Genomic DNA, 14,564 nt, shown 5'->3' on the forward strand with positions numbered 1-14,564 from the left:
GACGAGGTCCGAGCCCGGCCGAGTCGAACGCGTGCGCGCGTTGAGGAAAGGCACTGAGCCGCGCCGGTCAGCGCGGCAGGTCGGGCAGCGCCGGGTCGTCCAGCCAGGTCGTGAAGAACGTACCGAGGTCCACCCCGGCATGCTCGGCCGCGAGCGCGGTGAACCCCTCGGTGGTCACGGTCCCGTGCCGGTGCGTGGCGACCCAGTCCTTCAGCAGCGCGAAGAAGGTGCCGTCCCCGACGCGGTGGCGCAGCGCGTGCAGGGTCAGCGCGCCGCGCTTGTAGACCCGCCGGTCGAAGAGACCCGGCACACCGGGGTCGGCGATCCGGATGTCGGCGGGCTCGCCGCCGATCTCCGCGTGCCAGCGGCGGGCCAGCTCCGCCGCCGGCGGGCCGCCGGACTCCTCGGACCACAACCACTCGACGTAGGTGGCGAAGCCTTCGTTCAGCCAGATGTGCCGCCAGTCGGCCACGCTGAGGCAGTTGCCGAACCACTGGTGGGCCAGCTCGTGCACGACCAGCCGCTCGTGCGTACGCAGGCCGTCCACGTGGTTGGCACCGAACACCGACATGCCCTGCGCCTCGATCGGATCGTCCAGCTCGTCGTCGGTCACCACGACCTGGTACCCGCCGAACGGGTACGGCCCGAACAGGCGCTGCGCCATGTCCATCATCGCCCGCTGCCTGCCGAAGTCGTACCGGGCCGCCTCGCGGAGCCGGGCGGGTGCCGCGGCCCGCTGCGGCACCGGCCCACCGGCGAGCTCCACGTCCACGTATTGTCCTATCTGGACACTCATCAGGTAGGTGGAGCTGGGTTCGGGCCGCTCGTAGACCCAGGTGGTGGTGCTGGCCTGCCTGCCGCGGCCGGCAAGGTAGCCGGTCACCAGCACCGTGTACGGGGAGGACGTGGTCACCGCGATCCGGTACGTGGCCTTGTCCGCGGGATGGTCGTTGCAGGGGAACCAGGACGGGGCCCCGACCGGCTGGCTGGCCACCAGCGCACCGTCGGTCAGCTCGTCCCAGCCGATGTCCCCCCACGGCCCGCCGAGCGGTTGCGGGTTGCCCACGTAGCGGACCTCCACCACGAACTCGGCCCCCGCGGCGAGGGCACGGGCCGGCTTCACCCGCAGCTTGTGCCCGTACCGGGTGAACCTGGCCGGCCGGGAGTCCACCAGCACCCGGCTGACCCGGAACCCGACCAGGTCCAGGCTGAACCGCGAGAGCGACTGGGTGGCCGCCGCGGTGATCCTGGCCCGCGCGGACAGCCGGTTCGGTCCGATCCGGTAGTCCAGGTCCAGGTCGTAGTGCCGGACCCGGTATCCGCCGTTGCCGTGGTCGGGCAGGTAGGAGTCGCCGGAGGTTTCCGCGCCCTGCGCGGGCGGGGTGGCCTTCGGATGGGTCACCGGCGGCGCCCTCCCGGCCAGGCCGCGATCGGGTTGCCCAGCCAGCGGGAGTCGGCGGGCACGGCGTCTCCCCTGGTCACCAGGGACCCGGGGCCGACGGCGGTGCGGGCGCCGATGCTCGCGCCGGGCAGCACGATGCCGTGCGGCCCCAACGTGGCGCCCACCTCGAACTCGACGGTGTCCATGCTCATGATCCGATCATGGAACAGGTGGGTCTGCACCACGCAACCCCGGTTGATCGTCGCGCCGTCGCCGATGCGCACCAGATCGGACTCCGGCAGCCAGTAGCTCTCCAGCCACACCCCGCGGCCGATCCGCGCGCCCATGCTGCGCAGCCAGGCCGGCAGCAGCGGGGTGCCACCGGCGAGGCCGGCCAGCCAGGGTACGGCGAGCACCTCGACGAAGGTGTCCGCCAACTCGGCCCGCCAGACGAAGGAGCTCCACAATGGATGCTCCACCGCCCGGAACCGCCCGGCGAGCGACCATTTCGCCACGGTGGTCACCGCGCAGGCCAGCGCCCCGGCCACGGCGAGCACCGCGCCGGACAGCAGCGCGGCAGCCCACAGACCGAGGGAGAGCTGCAGTGCCTGCAACCCGAACAGCACCAGCACGGCCAGCGCCACCCCGCACATCACCGGCACGATCCGGCACAGCTCCACCACCGCGCGCGCCAGTTTCAGCCGCGCGGGCGGGGCGAAGGTACGGCTGGTGTCCGATGCCCCCGCCGCGCGGCGCAGCGGCATCGGCGGCATGCCGAGCCAGGACGAGCCCTTCTTGGCCTTGGCAGGGGTCGAGGACAGCACCCCGACCAGGCCGCGTTTCGGCACCGCCCGCCCGGCCGCGGTCATCCCGGAGTTGCCGAGAAAGGCCTGCTTACCGATCCGGGCGGGCGCCACGTGCAGCCAGCCGCGCCCGAGCTGGTAGGTGGCGACCATGGTGTCGTCGGCGAGGAACGCCCCATCGGCGACCTTGGTCATCTTCGGCAGGGCCAGCACGGTGGAGGCCTCGACGCCCCGCCCGATCCTCGCGCCGAGCAGCCGCAGCCACACCGGGGTGAACAGGCTGGCGTACAGCGGGAACAGGTCGTCCCGCGCCATGTCCATCAACCGCTCGGTCGCCCACACCTGCCAGGCCGCCCTGCCGTGCACAGGGTGATAGCCCTCGTGCATGCCGAGGCTCAGCGCGCGTACCCCGAGCAGCACCAGCAGGGCGTAGCAGCCGAAGTAGGCGAGCGTGGCCAGCGGCACCGCGGGCAAGGCGCCGGCCAGCGCCGCGCCGGGGGTCGACGCCCCGCTTACCGCGCTCGCCAGCACCAGCAACCCCGGCAGCGCCGCGACGGCGGGCAGCAGGCCCAGCAGCACCGAGGTCAACCCGTAGACCGCCGCCCACCGCCTCGACCGCGGGGGCCTGCTGGACGGCCACTTCAGCGCGTCCTTCTGCTGCCGGGTCGCCGGCGAGCCGGCCCAGCGCTGCCCGGCGGGCACCGCGCCACGCACGGTGGAACCGGGGGCGATCTCCGCGCCCTTGCCCACCCTGGCGCCGGGCAACAGGGTGCTGCGGGCGCCGATCCGCGCCCCGGCGCCGATCCGGATCTTGCCGATGTGCACCAGGTCCCCGTCGACCCAGTAGCCGGAGAGGTCCGCCTCCGGTTCCACGGCGACACCCCGCCCCAGCTTGAGCATCCCGGTGACCGGCGGCGGGGCGTGCAGGTCGACGTCCTTGCCGACCTTCGCACCCAGCGCCCTGGCGTACCGGGTCATCCAGGCCGCCCCGGACACCGTGCCCGCGCCGCTGACGTCGGCCAGCCGCTGTGCCGCCCACAAGCGCAGGTGCACCCGGCCGCCGCGGGGGTGGCTTCCGGGTCGCACCCCGCGCAGGAGCAGGCGCGCGCCGCAGGCGGACACGGCGATCCGGCCCGCCGGGCTGAACAGCACCAGCCAGGCCACCCCGAGCACCCACCAGGGGGTCGCGGGCGCCCAGCCGAGCTGGCCGAGGCCGGCCAGCAGGGTGGAAAGGGCCGCGGCGATCGTGGTCCAGCGCAGTCCGACCAGGGTGAGCAGGGGCAGCAACAGCGCGACCTGCAGCAGGCCGGTACGCCGGGGAACGGGGGTGACCTCCCTGCGCTCGACCCGCGCATGGCCCGCGGCGTCCAGTTTCGCGGCCAGCGAGCCCAACCGCGGCTGCTGGTAGAGGTCGCTGACCGAGATCTGCGGGTAGCGGTCGCGGATGCGGGCGACGAGCTGAGCCGCGGTGAGGCTGCCGCCGCCGTGCGTGAAGAAGTCGGCCCGCGGGTCGGTGACCGGCACCCCGAGGATCTCCGCCCACAGGCCGGCCAGCCAGTCCTCGGTGGCCGAGAGCGCCTTCTTCGCCGTGCCGGCCTTGCCGGTCTTCGCGCCGGGCAACGGCCAGGGCAGCGCATCCCGGTCGACCTTGCCGGAGGTGCGGGTCGGCAGGTCCCGCACCACCGCGAGCAGTGGAACCAGTGCGGCCGGCAGCCGCCCGGCCAGTGCCGCGGTGGCGGCGTCGGTGTCGAAACCGGGCGCGGCGGCCACCACGTAGCCGACCAGGACCTGGTTGCCCGCCGGGGTGGTGCGGACCGCGGCGGCCGCGCCCGCGACTCCGGGCAGGGCCTGCAGCGCGGCGTCCACCTCGCCGAGCTCGATCCGCCGCCCGCCGAGTTTGACCTGGTCGTCCGCCCTGCCGGCAAAGACCAGCCCCTCGGCCTCGGCACGGACCAGGTCGCCGCTGCGGTAGGCGCGGGGCCAGCCGAGCGCGGGCAGCGGGGCGAACCTCTCCGCGTCCCTGGCCGGGTCGAGGTAGCGGGCCAGGCCGGCGCCGCCGATCACCAGCTCACCGGTCTCCCCCATGGCGACCGGCTCGCCCAGCTCGTCGACCACGGCGAGCTGCCAGCCGATCAGCGGCAGCCCGATCCGCACCGGCCCCTCGCCGGTGAGCTGCGCGGCGCAGGCGACCACGGTGGCCTCGGTCGGGCCGTAGGTGTTCCACACCTCGCGGCCCTCCACCGCCACCCGCTCGGCCAGTTCCGGCGGGCAGGCCTCACCGCCGAAGATCAGCAACCGGATGTCCTCCAGCGCGTCCGCGGGCCACAGCGCGGCCAGGGTGGGCACCGTGGACACGATCGAGATCCGCTGGTCCACCAGCCATGCGCCGAGGTCGACCCCGGTGCGCACCAGGGAACGGGGCGCGGGCACCAGGCAGGCCCCGTGTCGCCAGGCCAGCCACATCTCCTCGCAGGAGGCGTCGAAGGCGACCGACAGCCCGGCCAGCACCCGGTCCCCGGGGCCGATCGGCTCCTCGGTGAGGAACAGCTCGGCCTCGGCGTCCACGAAGGCGGCGGCGGAGCCGTGCGTGACGGCGACACCCTTGGGTTTCCCGGTGGAGCCGGAGGTGAAGATGATCCACGCGTCATCGCAGGGCGCGGGCCGGGTCCCGCGACGGCGCGGCCCGGCGGGGGTGTCGCGGGGTGTGACCGTGCCGCCGTCGGTGAGCACGGCGCACACCGCCGCCTCGTCGAACACCAGCGCGGCCCGCCCCTCCGGGTCCTCGGCGTCCACCGGGACGTAGGCCGCCCCGGCAGCGAGCACCGCCAGCACGGCGACGTACAGCTCGGCGGTGCCGGAGGAGATCCGCACCCCCACCCGGTCGCCGACACCGATCCCGAGCGCGTCCAAGCGGCCCCGGACGGTCTCGACCTCCGCGGCGAGTGCCCGGTAGCTGAGCACGGTGTGGCCGTCGTCGATAGCCGCCGCGCCGGGGTGGCGGGCGGCGGTGCAGGCCAGGACGTCCAGCAGGGTCCGCTCGCTCGGGGCGAGCCCGGACCAGTACAGCGCCCGCTCATGGGACGCCACGGACGGGGCCGGAGTCAGGGTGGCTACCCCGTTTACCGGCGGGAACAGCAGGTCAGCGGCTGGTCGCCGGTCCGCGGTGAGCGTCACACACCCTCACAGGCTTCTCGTCGGGCCTGCCCACCCTGGATGCGGGCGCCCGGTGCGACCGACGAGCCTACGCGAAGGTGCACGCCGGGTCTCACCAGCGTCACACCGGAGTGTTCGGTCTCACGCCGAGGTCCCTACTTGGACTTCTTCAACTTCTTCTCCCGTACCCGCACGCTGATCCGCACCGGGCTGCCGCGGAAGCCGAAGGTCTCGCGGAACTTGCGCTCCACGAACCGCCGGTAGCCCGCCTCGAGGAAACCGGTGGTGAACAGCACCAGCGTCGGCGGCCGCACCCCTGCCTGGGTCGCGAACAGGACCTTGGGTTGCTTGCCACCGCGCACCGGCGGCGGGGTGGCCGCGATCAGGTCGGACAACCACCCGTTCAGTTGACCGGTGGGCACCCGCTTGTCCCAGGACTCCAGCGCGGTGCGCAGGGCGGGCGCCAGCTTGCGCACCGAGCGACCGGTGAGCGCGGAGACGTTCACCCGCTCGGCCCACGGCACCCGCACCAGCCCGCGGTCCAGCTCCTTCTCCAACTGGTACCTGCGTTCCTCGTCGACAAGGTCCCACTTGTTCATGGCCAGCACGCAGGCCCTGCCCGCCTCCACGACCGTGCTGAGCACCCGCAGGTCCTGCTCGGACAGTGACTGGCTGGCGTCCAGCAGCACGATCGCCACCTCGGCGGCGTCGATCGCGGTCTTGGTGCGCAGCGAGGCGTAGTACTCGGCGCCGCTGGCGGTCTGCACCCGCTTGCGCAGGCCCGCGGTGTCCACGAACCGCCAGATCTCCCCGTCCACCTCGACCAGCGAGTCCACCGGGTCCACCGTGGTGCCCGCCACCGCGTCCACCACCGCGCGCTGCTCACCTGCCAGCTTGTTCAGCAGGCTGGACTTGCCGACATTGGGTTTGCCGACCAGCGCGACCCGGCGCGGGCCCGCCACCCGGTCCCGGTCCCTCGGTGCCTCGGGCAGCGCAGCCACGATGGCGTCCAGCAGATCGCCGGAGCTGCGCCCGTGCAGGGCGCTCACCGGATGCGGTTCGCCGAGGCCGAGGGACCACAGCGCGGCGGTCTCGGCGATCAGCCGCTGGTCGTCCACCTTGTTCGCCGCCAGCAGCACCGGCCGCTTCGATCGCCGCAGCACCCTGGCCACGTCCTCGTCCGTGCCGGTGGCACCGACCGTGGCATCCACCACCAGCAGCACGGCGTCCGCGGTGGACATGGCGACCTCCGCCTGCGCGGCCACCGCGCCCCGCAGGCCGGTGGCGCCGTGCTCCCAGCCGCCGGTGTCCACCACGGTGAACCGTCGCCCGCTCCACAGCGCGTCGTAGGCGACCCGGTCCCTCGTCACCCCCGGCACGTCCTGCACCACCGCCTCGCGGCGGCCGAGGATGCGGTTGACCAGCGTCGACTTACCGACGTTCGGCCTGCCGACGACGGCGAGCACCGGTTGGGCGAGCTCCTCCTCCGCGTCCGCTTCGCCCTCGACCACCCGCGTGTCGAGCACGGCGAACTCCGACTCGTCGGACCACGTGCCATCAGCCTCGGTCATTGCTCTTCTCTCCAGTTAGGCGCGATACTTCTCGCGCCAGTCGTCCAGGGTGCGCACCAGGTCCGCGAGCTGGGAACGCAGCTGCTCGGTGGCTTCCACCAGGCCCGCCCTGCCGGGACCGACCCGCACCGTGAAGGGTTCGCCGACCAGCAGGTCCACCACCGGCCGGAAGCGCCGCCCGCTGCCCTCCGGCCTGCGGGCGCCCCGGGTGGCCACCGGCAGCACGACGGCACCGGAGTTGCGCACCAGCCACGCGGCCCCGCGCTGCGCCTGGGTCACATCGCCCGAACCACGGGCCCCTTCCGGGAACACCCCGACCAGGGCGCCCTCGCGCAGCAGCCGCGCCGCGACCAGCAACGGCTCGCGATCCGGTTCACCGCGGCGTACCGGGATCTGCCCGATCCTCCGCAGTGCCCAGCCGGGCAGCCCGTGGAACAGTTCCCGCTTCACCAGGAACACCGAGCGACGCGGCAGCATTCCGAAGATCAGTTGCGGTTCGAGGAACGAGCTGTGGTTGGCGATCAGCACCACCGGCCCGGTCCGCGGCACCCGCTCCAGGCCGTGCAACCGGAGCCGGAACGCGGGCCGGAAACAAAAGGTACCGATGAACCTGGCGAAGTCGTGCAGCCGGGGTGCGGAACCCGCGGGCAGCCCGGACGTACTCACCGAGTCGCCTCCGCGGCGCACCCGTTCAGCAGGCCGCGCCGGCAGGCCAGCTCGCTCAGCGCGATGATCACCTGGTCGATGTTCAGCTCCGAGGTGTCCACCGGCACGGCGTCCTCCGCGGGGCGCAGCGGCGAGGCCGCGCGGGTGGAGTCCAGCCGGTCCCGCCGCTCGACCGAGGCGCGAGTGTCGTCCGGGGCGGACGCCCGGCCCGCCGCGGCGTCCTGCGCTCCCCTGCGCTCGGCCCGAACCTCGGCGGAAGCGGTCAGGTAGATCTTCAGGCCCGCGTCCGGGGCCACCACCGTGCCGATGTCCCTGCCCTCGACCACGATCCCGCCGGTCGCGGCCAGCACCCGCTCGATGATCTCCCGCTGCCGCGCCACCAGCAGCTCCCGCACCTCGGGAACCGCGGACACCGGGGACACCGCGCGGTTGACCTCCTCGGTGCGGATCTCGGCGGCCAGCTCGGCACCGGCGAGCAGCGCCGCGGGGCGTGCGGGGTCGGTGCCGACGTCGAGCTCGACCGTGCCGGCGTGCCCGGCCACCGCCGCCGCGTCAGTGGGGTCGATCCCCGCGCGCAGCACGGCGAGGGTCACCAGCCGGTACATCGCACCGGTGTCCAGGTAACCCGCTCCCAGCCGGGAGGCGAGCGTGCGTGCCACCGTGGTCTTCCCGGTTCCCGACGGGCCGTCCATCGCGACCACGCCACGTAGGGCTCCCGACACCGTTGCGCCTCCTTAACCGTTGCTCAGCCACCTACCCCAGCGCATCATTCTGCCGGGAGGGCATGGGAACGGATCAGTCGGCTTGCCCCTCCGCGCGCAGCCGCTCGTCCAGCTCGTCCACCTCCACGGCAGACCGCTCCACCGCGCCGGTGACGTAGCCCGCCTTGCCGAACAGCTGGGACAGCACCGGTGCGGTGATCACCTGGAACAGCGCGACCAGTACCAGCGCGACCGCGTATCGCGGTTCCAGCCGCACCGCCGCACCGGCCAGCACCAGCAGCAACCCGAAGGTCTGGGTCTTGGTGGCCGCCTGCAGTCGGGTGAGCAGGTCGGGAAACCGCAGCAGGCCGAACGCGCCGAGCAGGCACAGCGCGGTGCCGGTAAGCAGGAGCACCGCGGAGATCGTGTCGTGGACGGTCACTGGTACTCCTCCCTGCGCTCGGCGAGCTTGACCGCACACAGCGAACCGACGAAGGCCAGCAGCGCGACCGACAACAGCAGGGCGACGTTCAGCGGGCGCTGCGACATTGCCATCTCCACCCCGACCCCGGCCAGGATCAGCACCAGCAGCATGTCCAGTGCCAGGATCCGGTCCAGGGTGCGCGGGCCGCGCACCAGCCGCGCCAGGGTGAGCAGCGCGGCCAGCGACAGCAGGCCGAAGGCGACGGAAAAGACGACGGTCACCAGGCACCTCCCTTCGCGGGTGCCCGGCGCGCGGCGGCCACCCGGTCCCGCACGGTCGCGGCCTCCCGCGCGCTGCCGAGCGCCTCGACCACCCGGATCTGCAACTCGAGCACCTGGTCATGGGCGCGGGCGGCCTCCCGCGCCGAGCGCACCCCGAGGGCGTAGACGTAGTAGATCCCGCGTGCCCTGTCGATCTGCAGCACGAACTTGCCGGGGGTCAGCGAGACCATGTTGGCCGCGGCCACCACGGCGTGGTCACGTTCGGACAGCACGGGCACGGACAGCACGGCCTCCCGCACCGAGCGGCCGTAGCGGAGCACGAACCAGGCCGTCTGGAAGGCCGATGCGGTCAGATCGGCCACCACGAACACGACCAGTCGCAGCAGGCGCAGCGGCCGCACGAACAGTCCCGGCCTGGTGGGCAGCGGGAACAGCAACAACACGCCCAGCGCCACCACCACCCCGGTGAGCACGATGAACGGATCGACCGAGCCCCACAGCATGAACCAGACCAGCAGCAGCCAGACGAACATCGTGAGGGAGAAGCGTTGCCGGGTCATCGGTCACCTCCCTGCCCGAGTACCGCCTCGCGGTACGCCCCGCCGTCCAGGAGATCGTTCGCGGCACGCTCGCTGATCGCCGACAGCGGGCCCGCCAGCACCGCCACCGCGACCCCGGCCACCACCAGCCCGCCGGTGGCCAGCAGCATCGGCCGCGAGGTCGCGCCGGTGCCCACGGTCACCTCGTCGGTCGGGTCCGGGTCCGGATGCGGCGGGCACTCCCTACCCCAGAACGAGCCCACCCAGATCTTGGCCACCGCGTAGAGGGTCAGCAGGCTGGTCAGCACCGCCCCGGCGGTCACCAGGTACGCGGTCGGGGTGGCCACCTCGGCCCCCGCGCGCAGCAGCGCGATCTTGGCGACGAACCCGGAGAACGGCGGGATACCGGCCAGGCTCAGCGCCGGCACCGCGAACAGGACGGCGACCAGGGGGTAGGCCTTGGCCACCCCGGACATGTCGCGCAGGGACACCGTGCCGGTGTGCCGGGTAACCACGCCGCTGACCAGGAACAACGCCGCCTGCACGATGATGTGGTGCACCACGTACAGGATCACCCCGGTCAGCCCGATCACGGTGAACAGCGCGAGCCCGAACAGCATGTACCCGATATGGCTGACCAGCAGGAAGGACATCAGCCGGTTGATGTCGTTCTGCGCGATCGCGCCGAGCACCCCGACGATCATGGTCAGTACCGCCACCACCAGCAGCAGGGTCCAGCTCGCGTCGTGGTCGAACACCAGCGCCTGGGTGCGGATCAGCGCGTACACCCCGACCTTGGTGAGCAGCCCGGCGAAGACCGCGGTGATCGGGGCGGGGGCGGTCGGGTAGCTGTCCGGCAGCCAGAAGTGCAGCGGCACCAGCGCGGCCTTGATCCCGAAGACCACCACGACCAGCAGGCCGAGCACGGTCTTGACGCCCTCGGGCAGTTCGGCGACCCGCACGGCGAGGTCGGCCATGTTCACCGTGCCGGTCGCCGCGTACACCAGGGCGACCATGGTGAGGAACAGCAGCGAGGAGGTGAGGCTGACGATCACGTAGGTCATCCCCGCCCGCACCCGCGGCGCGTTGCTCCGCCTGGTGATCAGTACGTAGGAGGCGGACAGCATGATCTCGAAGGCGACGAACAGGTTGAACAGGTCGCCGGTCAGGTAGGCCATGGACACCCCGGCGCAGAGCACCAGGTACATCGGCAGGAACGCGGTGGAGGTGGTGCCGCGGCCGTAGTCCACGATCCGCTGGCCGATGGAGAAGATCAGCACGGCCAGCGTGACCACGGCGGACACCAGCAGCAACAGCGCGGAGAGCCGGTCGGCGATCAGGGTGATCCCGAACGGCGGCGCGTGCCCGCCCAGCTGCAGCACCACCGGCCCCTGCTCGTCCACGTGCACCAGCAGGACCGCTGCCACGGCCGCGATGGCGGTGAGCACCAGCACGCCGAGCAGCCGCTGCGCCGCGGGCGAGCGCCGCGCCACCAGAGACAGCGCCGCCGCCAGCAGCGGCAGCAGCACGGGCAGCGAGACCAGGGTGGTCACCGGCGCACCCCCGGCCCGGTGTCCCCTTCGTTCCCGGACTCGCCGGTCTCACTGGTGCCTTCGTGGTCCGCGGCGTCCTCGGGATCCTCGGCCTCGGTGGTCTCCGCGGCGGCGCTCATCTCCTGCGCCTCGGCCACCGCCTCGGCGATCCGGCGGTCCTCGAGGTCGTCCCGCACCTCGTCGTGCCCGAGCAGCACCCAGGACCGGTAGGCCAGTGCGAGCAGGAAGGTCAGCAGGCCGAAGGTGATCACGATCGCGGTGAGCGCCATGGCCTGCGGCAGCGGGTCGGACATCTCGTCCAGCCCGGCCATCCCGATGAACGGGGGCACGCCCGGCGGCCCGCCCGCGACCTGGAGGAACAGGTTGGCGCCGTGGCCGAGCAGCACGATGCCGATGATCACCCGCATCAGCGAGCGCTGCATGATCAGGTAGAAGCCCGCCGTGTACAACGCCGCGAGGATGACGGCCATGGTCAGGTTGATGGTCACAGAGACTCGGCCTCCTCCTCGTTCTGCCGCTCCAGTTCGCGGGTCTCGATGCCGGAGCCGAGCGTGCGCATCAGGTCCAGCACCACGCCGACGATCAGCAGGTACACGCCGATGTCCAGGGCGAGGCTGCTGACGATCTCGAGTTCGCCGAGCACCGGAGGGTGCAGTGTCCACACCGCGCTGGACAGCACGGGCTTGCCGAAGGCCACCGGGACGAGCGCGGTGGTCACCGCGACGGCCAGCCCGTAGCCGATCAGCACCGGCGGCCGGACCCGGGTGGCGGCGGCGATCTCGGCACTGCCACCCGCGACGTAACGCAGCACGAAGGCGAGCCCGGCGACGAGGCCGCCGGTGAACCCGCCGCCCGCGTAGTGGTGCCCCGCGAACAGCAGGTACAGCGACACCACCAGCACGGTCGGGAAGATGATCCTGGTGCACACCTCCAGCAGCAGCGAGCGCGGCCACCCGTGCGTGCTCTGCTCGGCGAGCAGCCACTGCTCCCGCGGCCAGTCCCACTCGGTCCAGTGCACCGGCTCCTCGTCGTGCTCGCGCTCGGTCATGGCCCGCGCTCCTCGGTCTCGTGGGCAGGCTCGTCCTGCCTGGAGTGCCCTCCGGTGCGGCGCCGGGGCAGGTAGCCGGCCAGCGCGAGGCTGGCCGCCCCGGTGGCCGCGACGGCGAGCACCACGATCTCGCCCACGGTGTCGAACGCGCGGAAGTCGACCAGGATCGCGTTCACCACGTTGTGTGCCCCCGCCTCGGGCAGCGCCCGCTGGAGGTACTCGGCGGAGGCCTCGGAGGGCTCCGGCCGGTTACCGGAGAACAGCACCGCCAGCAGCGCCACGAACACTCCGCCCGCGCCCGCCACGGTCGCCTTCATCCAGCGCGTGCTGCGGATCGGTGGGTGGGACTGGACGAACGTCGAGGGAAACCGGCGCAGCACGAAGACGAACACGACCAGCGTCAGCGACTCGACCAAAAACTGGGCCAGCGCGAGGTCGGTGCCGCCGTGCACGAGGAACAGCGCGCCGATGCCGTAGCCGACCACCCCGGTGAGCAGCACGGCGGTCAGCCTGCGCCGGGCCAGCAGCACCGTGGCGGTGGCCACCAGCACCACGATCGCCACCGGCAGTTGCAACCAGGTGTCGAACAGCGCGGGGGCACTCGCGTCCACCGCGCCGGTGAGCAGCCCGGCGCCGGGCACCAGCACCACCACGAGCAGGATGGTGCCGATGTAGGTGGGCAGTGATCCGGTCTGCACCCGGCCGGTGAACCCGTGCGCGAGGCCGTCCAGTCCGGTGACCGCCCGGTGGTAACCGCGCTGGGCGTGCAACGGCCCCGGCACCCAACCGGACATTCGCAGCATGACCGGGTTGGCCCGGTGTACGAGGTATCCGCCGCCGAGGATCACCGCGGACAGCAGCAGCGGCAGGGTCCAGCCGTGCCACAGTGCGAGGTGATACGGCTCGGCCCCGGCGGGGTAGGCGGAGGCGTAGCCAGCCGGCAACGGCTCGACCAGGCCCACCAGCAGGGGCAGCACCAGCCCGGCCAGCGCGGGCAGTGCGATCGTCACCCCGAAACCGGCCCCGGGCGCGGGCGGTTGCGAGGGTGTGGCGCCGCGCCGGCTACCGAAGGCGCCGACCAGGAAACGCAGGCTGTAGGCCACCGTGAACACCGATCCGAGCACGAGCCCGGCGAGCACGGCCGTCTCCCTGAACCCGCCACCGGCGAAGGCCTCCAGCGCGGCCTCCTTGCCGACGAACCCGAGCAGCGGGGGCACCCCGGCCATCGAGGCCGCGGCCAGCCCGGCGAGGGTGGCCACCGCTGGCCAGCGCGCACCGAGCCCGGACAGCTCGCGGATGTCCCGCGTCCCGGCCCGCCGGTCGATCGCGCCCACGGTGAGGAACAGGGTGGACTTGAAAAGCCCGTGCGCGAGCAGCATCGTGGCGCCCGCAATGGCGGCGACGTAGCTGCCGGTGCCCAGCAGCACCATGAGAAAGCCGAGCTGGCTGACCGTGCCGAAGGCCAGCAGGATCTTCAGGTCGTGCTCGCGCAGGGCGCGGAAGCCGCCGAGCACCATGGTCCAGACCCCGAGGATCAGCACCGGGATCCACCAGGCAGGCAGGTCGGCGAAGCCGGGGGCGAACCGGGCCACCAGGTAGACCCCGGCCTTGACCATGGCCGCGGCATGCAGATAGGCGCTCACCGGAGTCGGGGCGACCATCGCCGCGGGCAACCACGGGTGGAACGGCACCTGCGCGGACTTGGTGAAGGCGCCGAGGAGCACCAGCACAACGGCGATGTCCACGACGGTCCCGCTCGGCGGTGCGGCCACGATCTCGGACACCCGGAAGGTGCCCGCCTGGACCCCCAGCAAGATCAGGCCCAGCAGCATGGCCAGCCCGCCGAGGGCGGTGACCAGCAACGCCTGCATGGCCGAGCGGCGCACATTCTTGCCGATCCCGTCGCCGCCGACCAGGAGGAAGGAGCAGACCGTTGTCAGCTCCCAAAAGATGTAGAGCGAGAACACGTCGTCGGCGAGGACCAGACCCAGCATGGACCCGGCGAAGACCAGCAGCAGCACCGAGTTCCGGCCGACATCGCTCCCGCCCGGCTTGGCGTAGAACGCGTAGTAGCACAGCACCAGTGCGCCGATCCCGGCGACGAGCACGATCATCACCATGGCCAGCGTGTCCAGCCGCAGCACGACGTCCAGGCCGATCCGGGGAGCCCAGGAAAAGGACTCGGTGACTGGGTCACCCTCCGGAGTGAACCGGAGGAAGGAGTACCCGAGCGTGCCCGCGGGGACGAGCGCGGCGACCCCGAAGGCCCACCGCCCGTACCGCCGCGCCACCAGCGGCAACACGCACGCCACCACGAAGTGCACCGCGATCGCGATCAGCACGCCTGCTCTCACCACCGTTCGTGTTCCGCCGGTACGTAATCACATGGGGGACGGTGTGGCCGGGATTTCCGGCCTGCACGGGCAGGTGTTTTGCGGAATCGG

General features: G+C 72.5%; 12 protein-coding genes. All 12 read right to left on the reverse strand.

The window, feature by feature from the left end; all coding sequences use genetic code 11:
- Window positions 1-67 precede the first annotated feature (67 nt).
- Window positions 68-1,402, reverse strand: coding sequence for a M1 family metallopeptidase (locus FB471_RS05475; RefSeq protein WP_141996235.1), 1,335 nt, complete (start codon window positions 1,400-1,402; stop codon window positions 68-70).
- On the reverse strand, window positions 1,399-5,358 hold the full coding sequence (locus FB471_RS05480) for a Pls/PosA family non-ribosomal peptide synthetase (RefSeq protein WP_425457032.1): 3,960 nt from the start codon (window positions 5,356-5,358) through the stop codon (window positions 1,399-1,401). Before FB471_RS05480 ends, FB471_RS05475 begins: the two co-directional genes overlap by 4 nt.
- 134 nt (window positions 5,359-5,492) lie before the next feature.
- Window positions 5,493-6,908 carry a ribosome biogenesis GTPase Der gene (gene der / locus FB471_RS05485; RefSeq protein ID WP_141996236.1) on the reverse strand — a complete coding sequence of 472 codons (1,416 nt, stop codon included), beginning with the start codon at window positions 6,906-6,908 and terminating at the stop codon, window positions 5,493-5,495.
- Window positions 6,909-6,923: 15 nt separating this feature from the next.
- Window positions 6,924-7,574: a lysophospholipid acyltransferase family protein gene (locus FB471_RS05490; protein WP_141996237.1), complete on the reverse strand. Its 651-nt coding sequence runs from the start codon at window positions 7,572-7,574 to the stop codon at window positions 6,924-6,926.
- Window positions 7,571-8,275 carry a (d)CMP kinase gene (cmk, locus tag FB471_RS05495; protein ID WP_142001605.1) on the reverse strand — a complete coding sequence of 235 codons (705 nt, stop codon included), beginning with the start codon at window positions 8,273-8,275 and terminating at the stop codon, window positions 7,571-7,573. Before cmk ends, FB471_RS05490 begins: the two co-directional genes overlap by 4 nt.
- 94 nt (window positions 8,276-8,369) lie before the next feature.
- Window positions 8,370-8,717 (reverse strand): monovalent cation/H(+) antiporter subunit G, encoded by a 348-nt coding sequence (gene mnhG, locus FB471_RS05500; protein ID WP_141996238.1) that lies wholly within the window; start codon window positions 8,715-8,717, stop codon window positions 8,370-8,372.
- On the reverse strand, window positions 8,714-8,980 hold the full coding sequence (locus FB471_RS05505; RefSeq protein WP_141996239.1) for an MrpF/PhaF family protein: 267 nt from the start codon (window positions 8,978-8,980) through the stop codon (window positions 8,714-8,716). The genes mnhG and FB471_RS05505 overlap by 4 nt, the downstream gene beginning before the upstream one ends.
- Window positions 8,977-9,540, reverse strand: coding sequence for a Na+/H+ antiporter subunit E (locus FB471_RS05510; RefSeq protein ID WP_141996240.1), 564 nt, complete (start codon window positions 9,538-9,540; stop codon window positions 8,977-8,979). The genes FB471_RS05505 and FB471_RS05510 overlap by 4 nt, the downstream gene beginning before the upstream one ends.
- On the reverse strand, window positions 9,537-11,072 hold the full coding sequence (locus FB471_RS05515; RefSeq protein WP_141996241.1) for a Na+/H+ antiporter subunit D: 1,536 nt from the start codon (window positions 11,070-11,072) through the stop codon (window positions 9,537-9,539). The genes FB471_RS05510 and FB471_RS05515 overlap by 4 nt, the downstream gene beginning before the upstream one ends.
- Window positions 11,069-11,560: a Na(+)/H(+) antiporter subunit C gene (locus FB471_RS05520; protein WP_141996242.1), complete on the reverse strand. Its 492-nt coding sequence runs from the start codon at window positions 11,558-11,560 to the stop codon at window positions 11,069-11,071. The genes FB471_RS05515 and FB471_RS05520 overlap by 4 nt, the downstream gene beginning before the upstream one ends.
- A complete protein-coding gene (locus FB471_RS05525; RefSeq protein WP_141996243.1) occupies window positions 11,557-12,120 on the reverse strand; it encodes an MnhB domain-containing protein in 564 nt (187 codons plus the stop codon). Before FB471_RS05525 ends, FB471_RS05520 begins: the two co-directional genes overlap by 4 nt.
- Window positions 12,117-14,462, reverse strand: coding sequence for a hydrogen gas-evolving membrane-bound hydrogenase subunit E (gene mbhE, locus FB471_RS05530; RefSeq protein ID WP_142001606.1), 2,346 nt, complete (start codon window positions 14,460-14,462; stop codon window positions 12,117-12,119). Before mbhE ends, FB471_RS05525 begins: the two co-directional genes overlap by 4 nt.
- Window positions 14,463-14,564 lie beyond the last annotated feature (102 nt).

This window comes from Amycolatopsis cihanbeyliensis, assembly GCF_006715045.1.
In the GTDB taxonomy this organism is placed as follows: domain Bacteria; phylum Actinomycetota; class Actinomycetes; order Mycobacteriales; family Pseudonocardiaceae; genus Amycolatopsis; species Amycolatopsis cihanbeyliensis.

Coding starts and splice junctions, on each gene's coding strand:
- der (WP_141996236.1), bottom strand. CDS start 6,908: ATGACCGAGGCTGATGGCACGTGGTCCGACGAGTCGGAGTTCGCCGTG.
- FB471_RS05510 (WP_141996240.1), bottom strand. CDS start 9,540: ATGACCCGGCAACGCTTCTCCCTCACGATGTTCGTCTGGCTGCTGCTG.
- FB471_RS05525 (WP_141996243.1), bottom strand. CDS start 12,120: ATGACCGAGCGCGAGCACGACGAGGAGCCGGTGCACTGGACCGAGTGG.